A 21,937-nucleotide genomic window follows, 5' to 3' on the forward strand; every position below is an offset into this window, starting at 1 on the left:
TCGCGCGATATGCGTAATATCGGCTTCCCGTTTTTTACTTGAGAAACTATATCTAGTTTCTCCTCAAATGTGTGTTTTGCCATAAATAGTGAACCCCAAAAGTTTTGTCCAACTTTTGGGGTTCACTACATTAATCAGGCTCCATTATCTCTTTAGCAATTAGTCAATCAGTTTGGACTGATGACGTTCTAAGGTGTTGTATATTTTTTTGACGTCCTGTGATTTTTCCTTTTGCAAAACAAGAATGGCGTCTTTCGTATGGACGAGTATACTATCTTTTAAACCAACAAAAGCCGTATACACATCTGTACCGATGACCATATTTCCATTTTCATCGACAGGATGCCCGGTTTGTTTGAGATAGTCGTACATGGATTCAAAAGAGCCCAGATCGGACCATTGAAAACTCGTCGCAACGACGCGAATTTTCTTCGATCGTTCCATGACAGCATAATCAATGGAAATCGATGGAATCTCTTTGGAAAGCTGTAAATCAAGTTCTCCTTCGTGGCGATGCTGCCAGGCATTAAAAGCAGTCGCATAAACCTTAGGCTCAAAATTCTGCAGTTCGCTCAGGAACGTATCTGCCCGAAAACAGAACATGCCTGAATTCCATAGAAAATTGCCACGCTCAATAAAATCTTCGGCAGTATCCTGATTCGGCTTCTCGCGAAAAGACAATACCTTATCATCTTTGTATTCGATATATCCGTAACCGGTCTCGGGTCTCGTAGGCTGTATCCCAAACGTAACGATATAACCTTTATTTGCTTTTTCGATGCCGGATTTAATCGCCTTTGCATAGGCCTCGTCACCCACAATAACATGGTCCGATGGCGTGACGATAAGAATATCATCCGGTTGAGCCGCAAATGCTGCAAAGGCAATGGCCGCTGCAGTATTGCGTGGTGTGGCTTCCACGATATCGATATAATCTACTTTGTTGTTTTCCATTACTTCCCGGCTCAGCGCATGATTGTCGCAATTGCCAACGACAATAACCTGACCGCAGAGCGACTGGTTGCGCTTTATGGTCATCTCGAATAATGAACCGTCTTTAAACAAAGAAAGGTATTGTTTGGGATAGCTTTTACGTGATAAGGGCCAAAGGCGACTGCCAACTCCGCCTGTCAACACCACATGGATAATATTGCTCATTGTTAATTATTTGTTTTCTGATTCTTTATCTGCAACAACCTTACGCAAACCCGAACTTGAAAAGCGGTGCGTACGTTTGTTGTAATAAATCTCTATATTTTCTTCAACACAGTATAAACGACCAGAGAAATCGGTATCACGGTATTCCTCACCTATAATACGAATCTGAATCGGTAATGCTTTGATCATGTCAATCAGATCCTGCTCGGTCTCATAAGGGATTATCTCATCCACATAACGGCAGCCTTCCAATTGGATATAGCGTTCAACTATCGTCTGCGTGGGTTTGGCTTTCTCCGGAAAGACCTCCGAGGGGTCTGTATTAAGCCCAACAATCAGGTAATCACAATGTCTTTTGGCCTCTTCCAGCATCATAATATGACCAGCGTGTAAAAGATCGAACACACCGAAGGTAATTCCTATTTTCATCTAATTATTTTTTTAATGGTTGATGAGAGCTTGCAAGCTCGGTTTCATCTTACCTAAAAAGATTTTAAAACTGTTTCTTCACTTGAGTTGGCATCCGCGACAATCTTTCGTAAGCCAGAACTGGAAAAACGATGGTCTCTGCTATTGAAATACAATTCAATGCCTTTCTCCTCACAATAAGACCGCCCAGTAAAATTCTTCTCCCGATATTCGTCACCAACGATACGTACATCGACTTTGAAAGAGCGAAGAATATCTTCGAGATCCTGTTCGGTTGCGTAGGGCACAATCTGGTCTACATATTTACAGCCCTTGAGCTGGATATAACGCTCCACAACAGTCTGCGCAGGTTTGTTTTTCTCCGGCCGATCTAAAGTCGGATCCGTCTGCAAACCGCAGATCAGAAAATCACATTGGCGCTTGGCATCTTCAAGCATCTTGATATGTCCGGCGTGCAATAGATCAAATGCACTAAAGGTAATACCAATACGCATGTTCTTGGCAGGTATATTTATCATTTTGCAATATGTATAAACTAATATAAAGAAATCATTATTTCTTTTATCAAAAATAAAATTTATAATGATAACAACAGAAAACTACTTTTGGTTCTGGAATAATTTAGTGTATAATCACACGAAAGAAGGGACATCGGCATGTCTCAGGTACAGATTAGCGCAAGCCCGTGCATCAGAAAGCGCCTCATGGTGATTCAGTTCAATCCCTAAGACTTCACAACAAGCATTCAATCGGGCTGGCTTAAAACCTTTTTCCTGGTAAATTTTGAAGGTGCATTCCCATTTATCCATTAATCCCAAACTATCATAAGGCAGGTTATAATAATTCATGGTCTTACGCAAAACACCGCGGTCAAATAATTCATTATGGGCAACCATAATCCGGTTATTGATCAGTGGAAAAATACGGGGGAATAATTCTTTAAACGTGGGGGCCTCTGCTGTATCCCTTGGCTTAATACCATGAACACGTGTTGTCTGCCACATATATTGGTTTTGAGGAGGCTGGATCAGCGAATAAAATTCTTCGACGATAACACCCTGATCAACCACCACAAGGCCAATGGCACAGGCGGAATTTTGGTTAGCTGTGGCTGTCTCGAAATCTATTGCGGTAAAACTTAATCCTGATTGCATATTCACTCCTTCTGAAAATCCAGGTAAAATTACTAAATTTTTATTTTACCTAAAGCTGCAAGGAGACACTATCAAACTCCCGTGTGCAATAATTCTTCCCGTTTCTCTTTTCGGGGCATCTCAATAATTTTTACTTCCTCAACTAATCTTGCCTCTGGGGCTAATTGTACCCGTTTGTTTTTCCATGCTTTGACCATACGGATCCGTTGGCGGCGGATAGCGTGCTCTACCTCCCCTTTGATATGATAATTATGAAAGACATACTGTTTTAGAACAAGATAAAATGCACTTAACACAGACAATACGGCAACCGCAAATGACCATTGCACTGAGGCATCAAATTGAACGATATATATTACTGATACCCCAAGCAGCAATTGAACAAGGCCGTAAGCTGTGGATACTAACAAACTGCTATGGCCAACTTCATTGCTTAACATGTGCAGCAAGAATGTACGGTGTGGCTGAAAAATATGATACCCTTGATAAACACGACGCGCAACAGACCAGCCGATTTCAATCCCGTATACGCCTAAGAAAAGAATATAAGTGAAATCTCCAGTTTTTAGAATCAGCTTGCCCAACGCAAACAACAGCATGAAGGAGAGTACTGCAGGCCCTACATCCCCCGCAAAACAAGCCGCTTTTTTACGGAAATTGAAGAATCCAAAAACTACAACACCCAATAACGTATAAATTAGAAAATCTTGTTCGATATAATTTATTTTGGTGTTAACGTAAAGTAAAAGACCGCCCATCACCAATGTACAAAAAGCTGTCATTCCGTTGATACCGTCCATAAAATTATAGGCGTTGATGACACCAATGCTGAACACAAAAGCCAGAGCAAGGTAATACCAAGGATAATCGACTACCCCAAATTCATAAACCATCAATAAAACCGAGGCGAAATGGACAGTTAATCTTGCTGTAGGATGTACTCCCCGAATATCATCCAAGAATGAAATATAGGTCAAAAGCGTAAGACCAAGAAAAAACCAGGGGTATTCAAAATCGTTTTTTACAAAATATATCATCGCAGCGACATAAAAAATTATCCCTGCGCCACGAATCGTCACTTTAGTATGTGAAGAACGTTCATTGGGTTTATCAATTATATTAAATCGATCCGCAATGTTTAAATAAAGAAACGCTAATGCGAAAAGAAATATTAGGGTAAAAATATAGATCATAAAATGTATTTAGTCAGTCAAATAAAGCTGTGCAAATATAATAATATTAAGTTTTATTTAACAAACGTTATATCAAACATTTTCGCTACATTAAGAAAATATATTTTTTCTTTCAATTTTTACAGCTCCTACTCGTTTAAACACAGTCCTATATCAGTCAAATTTATTACATCTAAATTTCAATGCAGATTTAGCTGTTCAATTTCTTACGATTTCAAAGCATTTTATGTTTAAGCCAAATTTTCTAAGATATAATTCAATTGATTACTTACAAAATTTTCTCTTGCTAATACTAGTCTATTTTGCAAAATGTTAGTCTTGATGGCGTCATACAATGCCGAATCATTTATCAATTTTTGTATCGCTGCGGAAATATCTTCTGGAGTATTTTTTTCAAGAACGATTCCATTAACAAGATTTTCCACAAGATCATTACATCCTCTAGAATTGTTGGTTATGACTGGAACTCCCATTGCTAAAGCTTCAATAATACAGACAGGCATACCTTCTTTTTCACTAGGAAAAACAAATAGATCCGATATGCTTAAAAAATTCTCCACATCGCTTCTGAAGCCCAACGTCTTTATATTTTTACAAGCCTTCATCCTTGCGACCTCGTCAGGATGTAGACCCGTCCTATGGGCGCTATCCTCGTCTCCAATTAAAAGTAGCTTGATATTATCAATGTGATTTTTTTCAATCAATTGCAAAAACGCTCTAACGAGTTTACCAAAGCCCTTAAAAAAGACAAATCGCCCAGTAAATGCAATTACAATGTCTTTTTCATTAATATCTAGTTCAGACCGGAGCTGATTCTTAAATTCAGAAGAGAATTTGGATGGATCAAATCTGTTGAGATCACATCCCAGACCGGCAGTACGAAGTAAATTAATGTTCTTCTTTGGAAATTCAATATTGAGCAAGTCTTTATCCGACTTATTTAGCACCCAAACGTCATCTATACGCCTAATGCATCGCTTCTCAATGAATTTATACATCCATCGTTTAAACACTCCATCCACAGCAGAATAGCCTACTCCATGGAACATTCCGGCAGTCTTATATCTAAGTCTCCCAGTGAATGTCGTCGTAAACATACCTGTAGTGAAATGGATAAATACGAATGACGGCGATATGTTATGAAGAATCCGTTTTATTTGATTGGAGATGAAAATATGTTTGACGATATTAAAACCTCTCGGAAAATCTACATAAAAAAATTCTATTCCTTCCTTCTCATAATCATATTTATCTTCTATTTTAATTACCTTTTCGGGCGAGCAAATTATACTCACAGTAATTGATCTTCTGGCCATTTCAACAGCTAATTCGCCTAAAAAATTGTTAAAACTTCCATAATCCGTGATTATAAATACAATCCTCTCCCGATACTGTTCGGGACTAAATTTATTCTCCATTCACTTTTTTATCTATCCAATCTGTTATACATCAAGATTAACTCCTGTACAGTCCTTTTTAAATCATACTTGCCTGCTTTCTCAAGACATTTCTTTTTGATATCTTGATAATACCTCTTTTCTTCCAATGAGATTACTTTCGCTAAAAAATCGTTCATTTGCTCGGGTTTAAACAACAATCCTCCGCCCATTACAACTTCGGCGAGTCCTGGCACATCAGAGGCGACAACAGGTAGACCTGAGGCCATTGCTTCCACGGCTGCAAGCCCAAATCCCTCCCAATGAGAGCTCAAAATGCCAATATCGCAAGTTTTTAGTAAACGATTAACATCATCCCGAACACCAAGAAATTTAACCCTGTCGTTCAAATCAAGCTCATTTACTTCCGATTCGACCTCACCTTTTAGATAACCATCGCCGATAAGCAAGAGTTTATATTTTCGATCTAGTTCCTTCAGGCCCTTTATTACCAGGCTATGGTTTTTTTCCCTCCGAAAAGCAGCTACCATTACGAGTATAATGTCATGTTCGCTATATCCAAATTCGGACCTGTTATAAGGCACCGCCTCAAGAAACTTCTCTAACTGAATACCATTATAAATAACAGACAATTTCTTCTCGGAAACTCCCAGTTTAGACAATACATTTTTAACTTCGGGTGTTATACATACTATTTTCGAGTAATTTAAGTAAACCAACCGATCCGTTAACCTAAAAAACCAAGACTTTAGCCTTCTATTATTAGTACTATGTTCTGTAAAGACTAATTTAACAGTAGACCAACTTAACAATTTAGCAAAAGCAACATAGTACATAGCTGGAAATAGATGTACGTGGACAACTGAATAACTCTTTATTATCGGAATGATTTTAAAAATAATTGCCGGATTATATAAGTGGCTATTCGGCCAACTAATTATATTGATATTATATGCGTTAAGTTTATCTAGCAACGGGCTTTCTTTATCATCCAATAATAATAAATCAACTTCAATTTCCTCTCTCATTAAAGGTAACATAGAGACAAGCAAACTTTCTGCTCCTCCCATTGTTAAATTATTTATTATATGCAAAACTTTCATTGCGTACGAAATCTATTTTTTTGTATGCTTAAGAACTTCCCCGCATTTACAGCAGTCCTACCATTTTTTATTCTACTGTTTAATGAAAAATCATTATCAAATAGTTTATCTCTTTCTCGAAGTTCTTTTTGTCGTAATAGGGCTATATACATGAAATTATTCTCGCTAAACTGCAACTTCGAATTATTAAGAATAGTTTTTAGGCTAAACTCATTAGATAGTATCGATATTGGTCTTTCGTTATCGCCTCCCTGCGACCATAGATAAACTCCTATTCGATTATCTATAAATGAGTTATGATGTATTTCAATATTTCCTAAGGAATTTTCTATATGAATACCTCTATCATATCCAACAATAACATTTTCCTTAATAATCCCATTTCTGGTAAAATCTTCTATAACAATGCCCCCCCTACCTGGTGAACAATTATCTTCCAAGCAATTTTTAATGATATTTTTATAAATCTGGAATGTATTACAATCCGCTAAATAAATCCCATCGCCATAACTATCTGTTGGCGATTTACCCCATGTATCCAATACTTTGCAATTATTAATATTAACATTTTGAAACCTATACAAAGACGAATCTACTCGCGACAATTTGTTTGATACATCGATCCCATTACCGTAAAATCGAATTACATCTATACCGCTAATAGCTACATTTTTAATATTGCTAATTCCTATTCCATAAAGATGTCTCACGGTATTATAGAATCTATTATGTATCCCTTTTCCTAATTGCGGGCCTACAATTTTAAAATTTTCCAATCGAATTGAGCCAATGGTTCGATGATTCTTCACACCTGAAATGAGAAATCCCCTATCCAAATCCACATTATTGAATTCAATAACTGTTTCGGAATTCCCTTGAACAATTATATTATGGTCATTCTTAAAATTTATATCTACACGACCTTGACAAAGGTACTTTCCTTTACCAAACACAACTTTAGAATTTTTAACTCGCAAAGCAGCAACAATACATTTATTTATTGATTCGGTATTGTCAAACTTTCCATCAGCTATTGCACCATAATCATCCACTTTAAAGATGTCCTGAGCGCTACACCTTTTTAATGTAAATATCAAACCAACTAAAAAAAAAATCAATGCTGTCGATAGTACTGCTGTGCCTTTATTATATAAAACCATAAAATCAAAAATAAAAAGTAATTGATATCTCCTATCCCCTTGAAATTTATTATGAAAATAAATAGTGCCAAAAAAAGACAAAATTTATCAATTAACACATTATCAGCTAACTTTCTTATTACAGATAAGCTATAATATTGCTGAAAGAAAAAAAATACTGACCCCAAAATACCATAGTAAAACCACAGCCTCAGATATCCTACATCGGTTTCCATATAATACCCATTATCGTCTGTAAATTTTCCATCCCCTATTAGCCATGTCTTGACGTTATCTGGAAAAATATACATTGATTTCATATGTTCAGTTGAACTAGTACTTCCTCCATCACTTAGAAATATTTCAAAAGCATGAACGAATGCACTTGATTCCGTCAATTGTGCTATTCCAAAATAAAACACCGGAATCATTAAAACAATTACAAGTATGCATGCTAAAAAAATACGATTTTGTGCTCCTTTAAAATATCTTAATTTATCACTAGAGATGCTAACAAAGGGTGTGTACATATACAAAATGGCTAGCCCAAAACCAATTAGTGTCGTCCTTGCTATAAAAAGACCAGTTAAAGCAACAAAAGCAAAAAACGCCATTTGAACTAGAGCCTTTCTTTTAGATGACTCCTTGATAATGAGAACCGCAGAACACAATAAACCTAAAGAAGAAACGATACCCCCTGTAAAAAATGAACCTATTCCTAAGCCAATAAATCTTGACTGGAATTCCATAATACTATTAATGACTACTTGCGTATTTTCGTCTTGATTTTGAATAGAATTAATAATAGTTCCAAGGTTAGGAAATATGAAACCTAACGCCGTAATCAAATTATGCAGAGCTATAGCATAAACAATTATTTTTAAAACATCATCAATTGAAAGATTCCCCTCCGTGTAATTAAAAAGCAATTTAATAACACCATAAGACGACAGCAAAAAAATTAGTGTCAGAAATATATTCTGAACAAACCAAAAATCAAAATGCCTATTTATCAATGATGAGATAAGGATAGGAAAAATTGCTACCACAGTTAGGAATATCAACTTTAATATTTTATAGTTAAAGAAAAGTTCTCGTTTCCGGAAGATAAAATATACTCCGATTAAAGCAATTATCAACCGCGTTCTTAGGACATATGGAAAGGGTTTAAAGGAGATATGAAATAAGTATAAAAACATTAAAATTATACTACATATTTTAAACCAAACTTTTACTGACGCGCTATTATTCATATTTCAGTATTCTGGCTACCCGTTTGAAGGCCGCTAATAAAGTAAATTTATGAAAAAATAATTTCCTTAGCATTTTAAGGTGAGTTCTTCGCTTATGAAAAAAAATAATTTTCAAAAATTTCTCTCCAAGTGTGGCTTTAAGAGATACCGGATCCAGTTGATCATTCTGTTTTGCGGCATGAACTAAAAACCGGCTATATTCTAATAATTCATCGATCAAAATCTCACTTATTTGTAGCTTTTCAATTTCAGATGATAAAGACAAACTATAATGCAGCTTGAACCACCTTTCATTTAGTCCAATTTTATTATCGTTTAAAACGATACGATGGATATTTGAAATTTTGTTATATCTGTCGAGGGCATTATTTGATCCAATGCTTGTTTGACTTTGCGGAAGCACTCGATAATTCAACAAAAACCTCGGAATGTTTTTTATCTTTCCATATTTGGATAAGTCATGAAAAAACTTATAATCTTCGCAAAATTTATAATCGCTATCAAATCTGATATTATGCTCTTTTACGACATCGCCAGAAAACATTGCTAAAGGATGAACAATACTGCTATTGAATAATAATTCGCTTCGCATATCCGCATCAGTAATTGGGTAATATCTTTTTTTCTTATGCCCATCAGGAGAAAATGCTATTATTCCTCCGGAACACACAACGAGCTCTTTATCTTGCCTAAAAGCTCCTAATTGAATTTCAAATCGCCGTGGATGAGCGATGTCATCGGCATCCATTCGGGCGATATATTTACCTTTACTTAAGCTTAATCCTAGATTAAGTGTATCAATAAGCCCTTTGTTCGGCTGATCTATAAAAATGATACGTTCGTCCCTAAATTTCTTAATAATTTCTTTACTATTGTCAGTTGAACCATCGTTGATAATAATTAGCTCAAAATCAACAAACGATTGATCCAGAATACTCTTAATAGATTCAAAAACGAACTTATCTGCATTATAGACAGGCAAAATAACGGAAAGCAACCTCATCACTCAGTAATATAATATTTTAACTTTCCACAAATCAGTTCAACATATTTGAGATCATTATAATACAGTTGAAACACTTTTTTAAAGGCCTGAAATACAAGATTACTATTAATGGATTTTTCCTCAAATTCCAATAACCTTGTCAACATTGAATCAAGGCTAAAAGAATCAAATTTAAGTTCAAAATCGCCTAGATCAATATTTCGGTCAAAGTCCGCCACAGCGGTAGTAAAAATAGGAATTACTCCCGCGCTCAAATAAGAATTCATCTTTGTAGGAGTAGAGACTTTATTTACAATGTGCTCCCGTCTCAGAATAAACCCATATTTATATTTACTTAGTTCTTCTTGTAGCAGTTCGAGGGGCACAAATTTTACAAAGACATCGTTAGCACCGACCTCCTCAATAAGAGCATTAGCCTTTTCACTATCTTTTGTCAAAATGGTAAATGTTGCATTCACACAATATTTTTTGAAAGCATTGTAAAGCTCAAGAGATTCTTTTACACATTGCCAATTCAGGATACCGCCCGCATACACAAAACTTGGCGTATTATATTTGCCTTCGACCATAAATGATTGTATGTTTAATGGAATATTGTAACAAGGCATGATAATGCTTCGTTCATTTAAATTCTGTTTGTACTTGTTAGCATAATGCTCTTTCATTGCCTGACTAACAAAAAAGAACAAAAATGGCTTTCTAAGCAAAATAAATTCCATAATATAATATTTAATTGCCGCCATTCGACTAAATAAACTCCCTTTGCCCATCATTATTCGTTCTTCTGGGGCAATACCTTGAAACCAATGGATGACCTTTTTACACTTACGGGAAACAATAAATGGATCATTAATCCGAATTGTCACCACTATATCTTGACTATCAATCTCGTCAATTGATTCAATATATAGCACCTCGCTGACCCCTTCAATCTTTTTGACTGCATTTTTTATTAAATCGCAATAGTAAGCGGTAGCCTCAAAAAGAGCACCTTTTGGCAAATAAAATACAATCCTTCTTTTCATTTTCTACAAGTAATCAATGTTTAAAACCCTTATAAGATTTAAACTTTTGAATTAAGCTATCTCTGAAACAAACAAGTTTGTTTAAAATATTTGATATCTTGAAACCAGACGTATTTGTCTTTTTAAAATATAATAGTTTGCTTTCTCTCATCCAAGCCTTTTTTCTGTCACTTAAATCACCCTGCGACCCCCCTTCCAAATGGATGATTTTGCTTTGAGGTATTACATGTACTTCCTTTTTCGCTTCAAAAACTCTGTAAGTAAGTTCAGTTTCTTCATAATACATAAAAAAATCCTCATCAAATCTCCCCACTTTTATAAATAGCTCTCTGGGAATACATAGATCTGCTCCTGAAACGTATCCTTTTAGTCGAAGAGGCTGATCATCAAAATTAAATACTAAGTTTTTACCAAATTGAAGTTTGGCGAGAAACATAAATATCAAACTATCAAAATCTCGCAAAATACCAGGTAGACGCCTTTCAAATGAAACGCCTGGTTTTAAATCTATTTGATATAAATTGCCTCCGCAGATTCCAACACTTGGATTCCTTTCCATATATTCATAAAATTCTTTGATTGCATTATTTAAAAGTAACGTGTCAGAATTTAAAAACAACAAATATTTACCTTTGGCAATTGTACTTCCTAAATTATTCCCTGAACCGAAACCCTTATTATGTGGACTTAAAACTAGTTTCACTTCAGGGAAAATATCGTTAAGTTGTTCGATATCTCTATTAGGAGAGCTATTATCGACAACTATAATTTCAAATTCAGGTCCAATGGTCTGTTTATAGATGGATTCGATACAATTTACAGTTAAAGTGTAAGTATTATAGTTTACAATTATAATTGAAATATCCATACCGTTATTTTAAACTCAAATAAATATCATTAACAATCCGATTCCAATTGTATTTCTCATGTGCATATTTCGATATTTCCTGCGGGGAAGGAATGCTAAAATCACACGTATCAAATTTTAAAATAAGTTTAGCTAAAGCCTCATAGTCCTGTACGTTAAAAAGATAACCATAACGCTCATTTTCCGTAACATCTTTAGCAGCAGGAAAGCCAGTAGAAAGGATAAAACAACCGTTAGCAATTGCCTCAAGCAGAGCTAAAGGAAACCCCTCATGTCTAGAAGTCATTACAAAGAATTTACTTCTCCTATAATGGTTCATTAATTCTTCCCGATCGTTTATTATTCCTTTAAATTCGACTTTGCCCTTCATGTGCGGTTTAACCTTAAAATAATCCTGTACATATATTTGAAAACCGCTATCCAAAGGACCTATAAGAACAAGTTTGAGGTTTTTGGGATTTGCCAATTCAAAAGCTTTCAGCAAAGTTTCTGTGTCTTTTTGGTAACTACCCAGACGTCCTACAGTTAATAGAATATTTTCTTTAGAAAATTCGTGAGTTAATGGTGGTATTAAACCATTTGGGATATGTTTTACGCTAAACTTACCCAGTCGTTCAAATTGCTTGAAATCTTCATGTGCTTCAACGCTCAACAGATCCATCTTTCGCATCAAAAAGTTGAAAACCGACCTCTTCAATGATCTCTTCTTCAATCCAGCAAAATCAAACGTACTATCGAGATCCATTTTGAAATAAAATTTAACTCTATTAAATGATAGATTCTTAATAATATAAGCTACAGATAGTGAAAAGTAATTCGGGTGAAACATCATAACGACATCATAACGACGAATTTGCAAAATTAAAAACAACAACACATTCAAATAATCACTTGACAATGTCTTTTTTATTTTTTTATAATTTAATCCCTTGACTGCTGTATCAAGATATGGAAGTTCATTTCGATTGGAATAAAAGGCGAGAGTAGACTCAAAATACCCTTCCTTGAACAAATAATAAGGTATAAGTCCTACATCTTTGGTAAGGTGTACATTCTCCCCCTTAGGAAAAACGCAGATAAATTTTCTCATTTAAAACTGAATCTTTTTAGTAAAAGGTTAATTCCAGACACTATTTCATTTATATTGAAAACGAATCCCAAAATTATAAATAATGTCACCTCCAACACAGCAGTAACTACAACACGTCCAAAATATGCTTCTATGGATAATATTTGCATAATGTAAGGAAAAATTAAGGATAAAGCGATTAGTACAGAGGCAAGAAAGATAACTATTCGAATGAAAAAGCTTAAAATAAGTCGCTTATCATAGGGATAATAGCTAAACATAAAAACTGCGGCGAGGAAATGCGCTATTAAAATACTGACAGGAAATATGTCCATACCAAATGTATTGACTAGCCCAACATTGATACAAATAACTGCTATTTGCGTACTAGCTCCTGCTAGGGCATTCATTTTATTTCGCCCGATAGCGAGTAAACATGTTCCAAATATTACATAAAGAAAGATTGCGAAAGCCGTCAAAGAGTAAAATTTATTGAGCTTAGTAATTCTTAATAAGGATTCTGGAGCTATCGTTGATTTGCTATAAAAAAACATTATGACATCATAAGACGCAACCAACATAAACACTGTAAAGAAACCTATAATGAGAAGTCCTAATCCAAAAGAGTCTAAAAAGCTTTTATCAAACTGTTTGTTTTCCTTGTTTACAAATGACTTTGTTATTGCTGGTGTTAAAACAGTTAAAATAACACTGGAAATAATAACGTTGACCATGTCAGGAAATTTCCTAGAGAAATCGATTATAGAAACGGCTCCATGGCCAGATGACGAAATTAATCTCTTTTCTATTAATCCATTAAATTGACCAAGGAAATAAGTCAAGAATAAAGGTAAGGCAAATAAGAAAAAAGATTTAAAATATTGAAAATCTAAGCTAACGGATCCAAATAAATTGATCCGGATATTCTTAATTTTATATATAATAAGAGAAATTAGAAATAATAAGCCTGCTAAAGTCCCAAGCCACAAAACATATATACCTAATTGATCGACAAAAAAAACCAGAATGAGGATATTGAAAATTTGAGAGAAAAAACCTGCTACTTCAGGTATTATAAAGGAACCATATGCGTTCAATATTGATACTCCTATTAAAGATGCTTGATTAAAAAGTAAAATAGGAGCCACTAAACGTATCATTTCAACTAATCGTTTTCGTTGCTCAAAATCATATCCTGAAGAAATCAGTGACGCAAAAAAATCAGTAAATACTATCAAAAGAAGTACAAGTATACTTGAAAACACAAACATGTAGAAAAGAAGTGATGTAGTCGCCAGCATTGCTTTTTTTTCACCATCAAGTTCTTTTATTGTAACAAACTTCGTTCGAAAAATATCATTAATAGGCCCCCAAACGGCGGTGTCTAAGGTGAGAATAAGGGAAATAGCCAATAACCATATGTCCTTCTCCATGGAAATACCAAAATATCGCGCTATCAAAGTATAAGAATATAATGACACCGGTATTTTTAAAAGTTTTAACAAAAACAGAAGGCCAGAAATACGTCTCAATTTATAATGTTAAGTAAGAAATTTCAAGAAGTAATATTTGAAAAATATTATTATGATAATTTCGGCAACCACCATAGGACCGAAAAAACAAATATTATTATTAAGCTAGTCACAATTCCGCCAATAATTGAATACGCTATCGTAGAAAAAGTCTTTTTATCAATTGGATAGCGAGGTTCATCAAGAACTTCAATCAGTGGTGTTTCTTTCATAAGACTAATTTTAGCTAATTCCAAATTCTGTACTAACTGACCCAAAATTAGTTTATTTGTCTCGGCAGAAAATTGTGAGCGTTGTGTTGGAATAACCCTTTGCGCTTGACGCACGGGATTTAAATTCGGCGTCGCATCTATTATTGCAGCCATAGTTCCAATATCACCATTCATTACCGCTCTGACCGAATCGGTTTTACGTTGTAAAATGGCAATATTATCTAAAGACTTTTTTGTTTTTGTCCTAACATAAAATTCATTCACTTGCTGAACCAACAGCTCATTAAATTCTTTAGAAAAGATCTCACTAGGAGATTGTATTTCAATTTTGAAAATTGACGATTTTTTATCCAGCTTACCAACCTTAAGATTATACTTATTAAGATTAGCAACTACTTTCTGCAATACACTGTCCCGTAACCTTTTGGAAGAAGATGAATTCTCTAACTTAAAATTCACTCCCATAAGTTTATCCACAGCTTTTTTTTCATTAACCGCGGAATTATGGAGGTACCTATCGATCAATAATAATGAACTATCACTCGGTGAAGGTAGTAATAATGTTGCCTCGAGCATTTTTCTGGACTTATATAATTCAAGCAAATTGTCGCCTTGAAATATACCTTCGCCACCGCCGCCTAAATCTACACCCATCATTGAGGCGATGCCTGCATATTGTCCGAGACCATTTCCTTTATCAGCTCCCTCCAAAACGAATGTTGTTGTTGCGGTATAAATAGGCTTTTGTCTATTAGCATAGAAAAAACCGGCAACTGCTCCTAATATGCCTGCAATAAATATAATATACCATTTAAACAGTAGGTATTTTAGCCAAGACTGAAATTTACCGAAAAGTTCTTCTATAGAAATTTCATCGGCTCGCCTTTCATGAATATTTTGTGAATTTTCCATTATTCTAACGCAACAATGATACAATAATAGCTGCCAAAGAGGCAATACCTGTTCCCAATCCAACCCAACCTTGCGCACTCATACGTTCTCTTGGCGCACGCTTGGGAACAACAATCTCCGCCCCTGGTTTCACATCAGGATATCCTCCGGACTTACCTTTTACAGCTCCGTTGGCATATTGAACAAAAACACGTTTTTTCAATGCATTATCCGTAAAACCACCGGCTTGGTTGATATAATATTTCAGGTTTTTACCCTTTACATAAACAACATTATTCGGATTCAAAACCTCACCTACCACCTTCACCGTTTCCAGTTCTTTTGGTACGGTGATCATATCACCATCCAAAACCAATAAGTCGCCTTTTTCGTAAGGTTTCGCTAAAATCTTATTCAATTCAATACCGACCAAGTCGCTGGGTTCAACCTCCTCAGCTGACATGCCTTGCTGCGACACCTTAGCCAAAGCGGTATTTTTAGCTTTGGAGTTGTCAGCGCTTTCCTCATCGGGCTCCTTGTCTGTATTTTTCTTTCTATTATTACCTTCTTCGTCCAAGCTATCTTGTTCCATTTCTTTTTTTAGACGCTCTTTCTCCTTTTTCTCCGCCGCTTTCAATTTAGATATCCCCGTACGCCTTAAAGAGGCACCTTCGGTATAAGCATAACTGGTCAATCCGCCTGCGCGCTTGACGATATCTGAAATACGTTCGTCCTCGCGCGAAATCGTGTAAACACCCGGATATAAAACTTCCCCTTCGATGGTCACCTGGCGTTGTGTACGGAAACCGGCATCGCCTAATACAGAAATCACATCATAGGGCTGTAAAGCGATGCTTGGATCAGTCAGGATACCATCTTTGATATCCACTAAAATGGTCTGCGAAGAACTGTGATCACCCGCATTGCGCTGTTTAAGTCTTCGGGCAATCTCCACACGTGCATTTTTTGCTGCTTCGGTCAGCCCGCCAGCTTTTTGAATTACATCCCCCAGCGTGGCATTGCTGGCGAAAGGCAGATCCCCCGGAAAACGGACCTCACCCTGAACAGTAAATTTATATTCATCGCGCAGATCAAAAATAGAGGCGATTTCAATTTTATCTTCGCGCTTTAACGGAATATCAGCAGCTGTTCCTGCCAATACCTCGCGTACATTAAAATTAATCAGCTCGGCAGTATTATCGCTCTGCAGGCGGTTGATAATACCGCGTTCTAAAAAGGCATCTTCACGTACACCATCGGCCATTTCAAGAACTTGTTTCAATGTCAATCCGGGTTCAAGCCCAAAAATACCCGGGCGGAATACTGCCCCCAGTACAGTAACCCGATTGGCATAACGCTCTAATATCGGTTCGACAATATATTGATCACCGCCCTTTGGCGTATAATTTGCGAATTGATCAGAATATACATCCTGCACACTGCGCTCACGTCCTGTTGTTTGCAATACTTTAATCTTCGACGTGTAGGCATTCTCCGTGAAGTCGCCTGCATACCGCAAGATATCGGCTAATGACTCGCCAGCGACGGTCTCAAAAATAGCAGGTCGTTTTACTTCACCTTCAAACTGTACCCGCGCTCCATAGACAGGAATATGGATAATATCTTGATCCTGTAAACGGATATTGCCCTGTTGTATCCCATTCGCCAAAAAATCATAGACGTCAATCGTACTAACGACGCGGTTGGCACGAATCACCTGGATCTGACGGTAAGTACCATTTTTATTGGGACCGCCGGAAGCGTAAAGTGCATTAAATACCGTGGCTAAAGACGGTAGGCTATAGGTTCCTGGTTTTGTCACAGCACCGGTCAAAGTAACCCGGATGGTCCGGATGTTACCGATGGTAACACTGACATTGGTTCTTCCCGAACGGATTGCCGGGTAAGTGCCGCTCAAGCGTTGTTCGATCTTGCTTTTTGCGGCAGCAATGGATAAGCCCGCCACATTAATCTGACCCACATATTCCACCTTGATCATTCCATCTGGGCTGACAGGCAGTTGATAAGACGCTTCATTGTCACCGGTGATATCCAACAAGATCTCATCATCCGGGCCAATGATATAGGAGCTTGGCGTTGCCATCCGAAGGTTGGGTTCAAACGTGATGCTATTATTTTTAAAGAGGTCCGAACCAAATATTTTCAACTTCCCGTCATCTTGCTGAAGAGAATCGGGATTAGCGTTCCGTTTATTACTTAAGGAATCTGTATTGTTTGCCCCACCTACCTGACGGCCCGATGTCCGACGGCCGTTGCTCGTGGTATTCGGATTGCCCTGCGACTGATCGGGTTGTTGCTTTTTACGTTTAATTCTCGCCAAACGCTCTTTTAGTTTTTGGACTTCAACAGCAGATACTCCCTGAGCACGGGCAAAGCCATCCAATTGGCTTTCGTCATAACCCATTAGGGCAGCCTGTTTTACATATTGCTCGATTTGAGCATCTGTCAGATTATCTACCTTGATATTGGCTGGATTGGTCTGTGCGCATACGGTGCCCACAAATCCGATCATACAAAACCATAAAACTATTTTTTTCATTCGATATATTGGCATTTGCCGCAAAATTAGTAAAACTATTTAATTAAACCGTTTAAAAAATTTACGCAGAAAGCTACATGACGACAGAAAGTCCATTTTTATTCTCGCTTAATGCTGCGCTGTTCAGCTTTCTAACGTAAATAGGATCCCATCTGCTACGACCTGTTCCCCAGGAAATCAGTCACATCAATTCAAAGGGCTGATAAGTTAAGTAAACCAGCTTGGCACAATAATGCCGGGATTGTATCAAGGGAATCCTGAAAGTTTTATTAACTTAGCGACATTAAGCATAAATTAGAATGAAAAGTTCAACTCTTGGTTTTTGGTTGTCGATAGGCATAATCGTAGGTCTACTGTGGGCCTGCGATGGAAATAATAAATCAAAAAAAGAAAGTAACGAAACAATCCCGCAAAAGGCGAGCTCGATAAGTGCTGCAGATAGCAGTTTGTTACATTTCTGGGATAAATTCGATATGAACGACAGCACTCAGGTGAAGAATCCCGACAAAGGTGAGCAGCAACTCGCTGACTTTCTCGGGCTATTATCAAAAACTCCGGATTCTGCCACAAGGGACAAGGCTGTAGACCTGATGTTGGATAAAGCCAAATCCAATAGGACCAGTTTCGACCACTTTGTTAAATTATACGAACGTTATCTTTATGATGGCAATTCGCCGATGCGAAATGATATCCTCTACGAGTCTGTGCTTCGCTATATGATCAAAACGGATCTACTATCGGATCTGGAGAAAGAGGCTTATCGGCCGGTCTACAAATTGGTCTTGCGCAATAAAGTAGGTCAACCCGCGGAGGATTTTAGCTATGAACTTGCCAATGGAAGCAAACAAAAGCTATCAGAGGTCAAAGCCAAGTTTACCTTATTGATTTTTTACGATCCTGACTGCTCGCATTGTAAAGAGACCATCCATCAGCTCCGTGATACCCCCCAATTGGTACAGGCATTTTCGGAATTACAACTGCAGATCGTAGCCATCGATCCCTGGGGAGACCGCAGCAAATGGAAAAATTATATGTCCGAGATGTCCGAAAAATGGATCAATGGCTTTGATAGCGACAGCAAGATCCTATCTTTCAACTTGTATGACCTCAAGGCATCACCAACGATATACCTCTTGGATGAAAACAAAAAGGTGCTATTGAAAGATGCGTATTTACAACAAGTGATTCAATATTTCGTGCAACCCAATTAATACACTATGGCCGAACATTCGGAAGACAATAAATCACGCATTATCTCCAATGATCTTTATTTTGCCGAAGTACAACGTATGCTGGACGAGGGTAAAGAAGTTCGTATCCGTATCAAAGGTGGAAGCATGCGCCCATTTATTGAAGACGGTGACAGCGTTTTATTACAGGCTTATCGCGGTGAACCGTTGCCATTGGGCAGTAATATATTAGCCCGGCATGAAGGAAAATATGTTTTTCATCGTTATGTGGGGAGAAAGAATGCACAGATCGTGCTGGCCGGAGATGGCAATCTTGTTCTACGGGAGTGTATCAATAACAGCGACATTATTGCGGTTGCTTCGGTCCATTTTCCCAAAAACTCAGCGCTGGAAATTAATTTAAATCACAGCTGGGCAAGATTACGCGGCTTGGGATGGTACCACATCCGTCTTTTACGCCGGATTATGGCTAAACTAAAACGCCTAATAACGGCTTAGAGCAGATCAAATAGCGAAAATTGCGTGTCGCAACAGGAAATAGAAAGCATGAGAAAATATTTATTAATTTTGATTTTATTTATTCTATTTAGTTCTATTCAATAAAGTACCCAAATGCATAGCGATCATTTGGCTATTCAATTAGGACTATTAAAAACAGCTAATCAACATATGAAATATCCATGTGGGGAAAACACCAAACTGGTATGAAAACAGGAGGATATCGCATATGGCCATTAAAAAAACAAATAATTCACATATGAAATTAAGATCGGATTTAGTATTGAGAACAATTGGTTCAGATCATTTAATTGTTGACCCTAGTCAGGATATGGTTGATTTATCAACTGTATACACATTAAATAGCTCAGCAGCATGGTTATGGGAACAATTGAAAGGCAAGGAGTTTGACATGACAACAATCGTTGGGCTACTCTGTGACAACTATGAGGTGGACGAGCAACAGGCGCAATCCGATGCGAAAGTTTTACTTGCGGATTTTGAGAAACAAGGACTATTGGAAAAATAACGCTTCCACTGATCATCTGAATGAACAACAACAGCCTGAAACAACATGCGCGCTGGGCCTGGTCCATCAGCGATGGCTACCGCGGCAGATTACTTCTCTACTTTGTATTGGAACTGATCTGTATCGGTCTTTCGCTGATTTTTGTATACCTATCCAAAAAAGCAGTTGATGTAGCGACTTCCCCAGGAGAGCTGCCACTCAAATGGCTGTTGATCGGCATTATTGGAAGTATCAGCTTAAATGTGGCGATCAAAGGCTACTCAGGCCGTTTACTGGAGCGCATCAAATTGATGCTTACGCTCCAGTTGCAACGGAGCATGCTGGATGCACAGATGCTGTCGGTATGGAAGCTGATCAAAAACTGGCATACCGGTGATATACAAATACGGATCCAGACGGACTGCGAGGAGGTGGCCAACACCATTGCCAGCACCGTGATTTCCTTTGTATTGACGATTATCCAGTTACTGGCCTCCGTTGGGTTTCTATGGTATATGGATCCAATGCTCGCCCTGATGATCCTCGCCATCTCCCCTTTGTTTGTCTTTTCAAAGTTATACTTCCGCCGGATGCGCAAACTCAGCAAAGAGGTCAAAGAAGAGGAGAGCAATTTTTCAAAAGTGCTCCAGGAAAATCTGCGTTTCCGCCTGCTTATCCGGGCAATGGGCATTTTCCCAAAAAGACGGGCCAAATTAACCGAAAGCCAACAACAGCTTTTCTTGCTGAAAATGCGTCAGATCAATTTTTCAACCTATACACAGGGTGCCATGAAAGTGGCCATGAATGCCGGTTATCTGGTTGCGTTCATTTGGGGGGTCTATCGCCTACAATCGGGACAGATTACTTTTGGAACGATGACGGCCTTTTTGCAATTGGTCGCCCGGATCCAGACGCCCATTCTTGCGCTGATTGCCTATATCCCGGGTTTCGTCCGCTTTCGGGTATCTGCAGACCGACTACTGGAACTGCAGGAAGGTGAAATTGAGCCTCAGGTAAAGCAGGAACGCCTGAACAGTACAAAAGAACTGCGGATCACTGACCTCTCCTTTCGCTATGAAGATAAATGGGTGCTGCAACAGTTAAATCTTTCGCTGAAAGCAGGTGAACCAACCGCAATTATCGGCCCCAGCGGTAAAGGAAAGACCACCTTGATCCGGCTGTTATTATCGCTGCTTAAAGCTGAAAAAGGTACGATCACATTGGTAGATTCGACCGGCGAAAGATTTTTGGAGGCAAAACACCGCATCAATTTTGCCTATATCCCGCAGGGCAATTCGTTGTTTAGCGGCACCATCCGGGAGAATCTTATGCTCCATGTCAAAGAAGATGGCCCGCTCGATATCCATAAAGCGCTTTGGCTGGCCTGTGCAGAATTTGTATTTGACTTTCCCGATGGCGTGGATACTTTAGTGGGAGAATCCGGCATGGGGCTATCGGAGGGGCAGGCCCAACGTATCGCTATTGCCCGTGCACTGATGCACGATGGCGATATCTGGCTCTTTGATGAGGTGACCTCGGCCCTGGACCGAACCACTTCGGATACACTGACACAACGCTTGCTCGACTATGGAAAACATAAAATATGCCTGTTTGTAACGCACGACTTACATTTGGCAGATAAATGCCAGCATCGCATTTATCTGGATTAAAGGAATACCAATAATCATTAAACGCAAATGGCTATGAAAACAAGCTGGATAGGCATTATAACATATTAAAAGAAGAAACGAG

The 21,937-nt window shown here is 37.7% G+C and carries 20 protein-coding genes; 4 read left to right on the forward strand and 16 right to left on the reverse strand.

The features are described 5' to 3' along the window. Nucleotides 1–159: 159 nt before the first annotated feature. The 16 genes from BWD42_RS24190 to BWD42_RS24265 all read right to left on the reverse strand — a co-directional run bounded on the left by BWD42_RS24190 (nt 160) and on the right by BWD42_RS24265 (nt 17,989). Nucleotides 160–1,158 (reverse strand): mannose-1-phosphate guanylyltransferase, encoded by a 999-nt coding sequence (locus BWD42_RS24190; RefSeq protein ID WP_077439046.1) that lies wholly within the window; start codon nt 1,156–1,158, stop codon nt 160–162. A 6-nt stretch (nt 1,159–1,164) separates the two neighbouring features. After that, entirely contained in the window at nt 1,165–1,587 is a 423-nt protein-coding gene (locus tag BWD42_RS24195; RefSeq protein WP_077439048.1) for an adenylyltransferase/cytidyltransferase family protein, read from the reverse strand. A 53-nt stretch (nt 1,588–1,640) separates the two neighbouring features. Beyond that, a complete protein-coding gene (locus BWD42_RS24200; protein WP_217700128.1) occupies nt 1,641–2,105 on the reverse strand; it encodes an adenylyltransferase/cytidyltransferase family protein in 465 nt (154 codons plus the stop codon). A gap of 114 nt (nt 2,106–2,219) precedes the next feature. Beyond that, nucleotides 2,220–2,741, reverse strand: coding sequence for a 3'-5' exonuclease (locus tag BWD42_RS24205; protein WP_077439050.1), 522 nt, complete (start codon nt 2,739–2,741; stop codon nt 2,220–2,222). Between the two features lie 71 nt (nt 2,742–2,812). Further along, nucleotides 2,813–3,778, reverse strand: coding sequence for a UDP-GlcNAc--UDP-phosphate GlcNAc-1-phosphate transferase (locus BWD42_RS24210; RefSeq protein WP_254846314.1), 966 nt, complete (start codon nt 3,776–3,778; stop codon nt 2,813–2,815). 386 nt (nt 3,779–4,164) lie between these two features. Further along, the gene (locus tag BWD42_RS24215; RefSeq protein ID WP_077439054.1) at nt 4,165–5,352 is read right to left on the reverse strand and encodes a glycosyltransferase; all 1,188 of its coding nucleotides are present in this window, start codon (nt 5,350–5,352) and stop codon (nt 4,165–4,167) included. Between the two features lie 8 nt (nt 5,353–5,360). Then, nucleotides 5,361–6,401 carry a glycosyltransferase gene (locus BWD42_RS24220; RefSeq protein WP_175992143.1) on the reverse strand — a complete coding sequence of 347 codons (1,041 nt, stop codon included), beginning with the start codon at nt 6,399–6,401 and terminating at the stop codon, nt 5,361–5,363. Nucleotides 6,402–6,430: 29 nt separating this feature from the next. Further along, a complete protein-coding gene (locus BWD42_RS24225) occupies nt 6,431–7,594 on the reverse strand; it encodes a right-handed parallel beta-helix repeat-containing protein (protein ID WP_077439058.1) in 1,164 nt (387 codons plus the stop codon). Beyond that, on the reverse strand, nt 7,549–8,622 hold the full coding sequence (locus BWD42_RS24230; RefSeq protein WP_139351275.1) for a hypothetical protein: 1,074 nt from the start codon (nt 8,620–8,622) through the stop codon (nt 7,549–7,551). Before BWD42_RS24230 ends, BWD42_RS24225 begins: the two co-directional genes overlap by 46 nt. Nucleotides 8,623–8,818: 196 nt before the next feature. Next, on the reverse strand, nt 8,819–9,829 hold the full coding sequence (locus BWD42_RS24235) for a glycosyltransferase (RefSeq protein ID WP_077439062.1): 1,011 nt from the start codon (nt 9,827–9,829) through the stop codon (nt 8,819–8,821). After that, the gene (locus BWD42_RS24240; RefSeq protein WP_077439064.1) at nt 9,829–10,857 is read right to left on the reverse strand and encodes a hypothetical protein; all 1,029 of its coding nucleotides are present in this window, start codon (nt 10,855–10,857) and stop codon (nt 9,829–9,831) included. Before BWD42_RS24240 ends, BWD42_RS24235 begins: the two co-directional genes overlap by 1 nt. Before the next feature lie 13 nt (nt 10,858–10,870). After that, nucleotides 10,871–11,725, reverse strand: a complete 855-nt coding sequence (locus tag BWD42_RS24245) for a glycosyltransferase family 2 protein (protein WP_077439066.1) — start codon at nt 11,723–11,725, stop codon at nt 10,871–10,873. Nucleotides 11,726–11,729: 4 nt separating this feature from the next. Beyond that, the gene (locus BWD42_RS24250; RefSeq protein ID WP_077439068.1) at nt 11,730–12,815 is read right to left on the reverse strand and encodes a glycosyltransferase; all 1,086 of its coding nucleotides are present in this window, start codon (nt 12,813–12,815) and stop codon (nt 11,730–11,732) included. Next, a complete protein-coding gene (locus BWD42_RS24255; protein WP_262507856.1) occupies nt 12,812–14,275 on the reverse strand; it encodes a lipid II flippase MurJ in 1,464 nt (487 codons plus the stop codon). Before BWD42_RS24255 ends, BWD42_RS24250 begins: the two co-directional genes overlap by 4 nt. 101 nt (nt 14,276–14,376) lie before the next feature. Beyond that, nucleotides 14,377–15,450 carry a hypothetical protein gene (locus BWD42_RS24260; RefSeq protein ID WP_077439072.1) on the reverse strand — a complete coding sequence of 358 codons (1,074 nt, stop codon included), beginning with the start codon at nt 15,448–15,450 and terminating at the stop codon, nt 14,377–14,379. Between the two features lie 4 nt (nt 15,451–15,454). After that, the gene (locus tag BWD42_RS24265; RefSeq protein WP_139351276.1) at nt 15,455–17,989 is read right to left on the reverse strand and encodes an SLBB domain-containing protein; all 2,535 of its coding nucleotides are present in this window, start codon (nt 17,987–17,989) and stop codon (nt 15,455–15,457) included. A 299-nt stretch (nt 17,990–18,288) separates the two neighbouring features. Between BWD42_RS24265 and BWD42_RS24270 the strand changes: the two genes are divergently transcribed. From BWD42_RS24270 to BWD42_RS24285, 4 genes are all read left to right on the forward strand, one after another. After that, complete coding sequence (locus BWD42_RS24270) at nt 18,289–19,200, forward strand: DUF5106 domain-containing protein (protein ID WP_077439076.1); 912 nt, start codon at nt 18,289–18,291, stop codon at nt 19,198–19,200. A 6-nt stretch (nt 19,201–19,206) separates the two neighbouring features. After that, nucleotides 19,207–19,677: a S24/S26 family peptidase gene (locus tag BWD42_RS24275; protein ID WP_077439078.1), complete on the forward strand. Its 471-nt coding sequence runs from the start codon at nt 19,207–19,209 to the stop codon at nt 19,675–19,677. A 259-nt stretch (nt 19,678–19,936) separates the two neighbouring features. Next, nucleotides 19,937–20,206, forward strand: coding sequence for a PqqD family protein (locus BWD42_RS24280; RefSeq protein WP_077439124.1), 270 nt, complete (start codon nt 19,937–19,939; stop codon nt 20,204–20,206). 20 nt (nt 20,207–20,226) lie between these two features. Beyond that, nucleotides 20,227–21,855: an ABC transporter ATP-binding protein gene (locus BWD42_RS24285; RefSeq protein WP_077439080.1), complete on the forward strand. Its 1,629-nt coding sequence runs from the start codon at nt 20,227–20,229 to the stop codon at nt 21,853–21,855. Nucleotides 21,856–21,937: the final 82 nt, after the last annotated feature.

The organism is Sphingobacterium sp. CZ-UAM, assembly GCF_002000245.1.
Taxonomy (GTDB): Bacteria; Bacteroidota; Bacteroidia; order Sphingobacteriales; family Sphingobacteriaceae; genus Sphingobacterium.

Bases quoted from the DNA above. Each gene is read 5' to 3' on its own strand.
- BWD42_RS24190 (WP_077439046.1), bottom strand. From the start codon at position 1,158: ATGAGCAATATTATCCATGTGGTGTTGACAGGCGGAGTTGGCAGTCGC.
- BWD42_RS24195 (WP_077439048.1), bottom strand. From the start codon at position 1,587: ATGAAAATAGGAATTACCTTCGGTGTGTTCGATCTTTTACACGCTGGT.
- BWD42_RS24200 (WP_217700128.1), bottom strand. From the start codon at position 2,105: ATGATAAATATACCTGCCAAGAACATGCGTATTGGTATTACCTTTAGT.
- BWD42_RS24205 (WP_077439050.1), bottom strand. From the start codon at position 2,741: ATGCAATCAGGATTAAGTTTTACCGCAATAGATTTCGAGACAGCCACA.
- BWD42_RS24210 (WP_254846314.1), bottom strand. From the start codon at position 3,778: ATGATATATTTTGTAAAAAACGATTTTGAATACCCCTGGTTTTTTCTT.
- BWD42_RS24215 (WP_077439054.1), bottom strand. From the start codon at position 5,352: ATGGAGAATAAATTTAGTCCCGAACAGTATCGGGAGAGGATTGTATTT.
- BWD42_RS24220 (WP_175992143.1), bottom strand. From the start codon at position 6,401: ATGGGAGGAGCAGAAAGTTTGCTTGTCTCTATGTTACCTTTAATGAGA.
- BWD42_RS24225 (WP_077439058.1), bottom strand. From the start codon at position 7,594: ATGGTTTTATATAATAAAGGCACAGCAGTACTATCGACAGCATTGATT.
- BWD42_RS24235 (WP_077439062.1), bottom strand. From the start codon at position 9,829: ATGAGGTTGCTTTCCGTTATTTTGCCTGTCTATAATGCAGATAAGTTC.
- BWD42_RS24240 (WP_077439064.1), bottom strand. From the start codon at position 10,857: ATGAAAAGAAGGATTGTATTTTATTTGCCAAAAGGTGCTCTTTTTGAG.
- BWD42_RS24245 (WP_077439066.1), bottom strand. From the start codon at position 11,725: ATGGATATTTCAATTATAATTGTAAACTATAATACTTACACTTTAACT.
- BWD42_RS24250 (WP_077439068.1), bottom strand. From the start codon at position 12,815: ATGAGAAAATTTATCTGCGTTTTTCCTAAGGGGGAGAATGTACACCTT.
- BWD42_RS24260 (WP_077439072.1), bottom strand. From the start codon at position 15,450: ATGGAAAATTCACAAAATATTCATGAAAGGCGAGCCGATGAAATTTCT.
- BWD42_RS24265 (WP_139351276.1), bottom strand. From the start codon at position 17,989: ATGAAAAAAATAGTTTTATGGTTTTGTATGATCGGATTTGTGGGCACC.
- BWD42_RS24270 (WP_077439076.1), top strand. From the start codon at position 18,289: ATGAAAAGTTCAACTCTTGGTTTTTGGTTGTCGATAGGCATAATCGTA.
- BWD42_RS24275 (WP_077439078.1), top strand. From the start codon at position 19,207: ATGGCCGAACATTCGGAAGACAATAAATCACGCATTATCTCCAATGAT.
- BWD42_RS24280 (WP_077439124.1), top strand. From the start codon at position 19,937: ATGAAATTAAGATCGGATTTAGTATTGAGAACAATTGGTTCAGATCAT.
- BWD42_RS24285 (WP_077439080.1), top strand. From the start codon at position 20,227: ATGAACAACAACAGCCTGAAACAACATGCGCGCTGGGCCTGGTCCATC.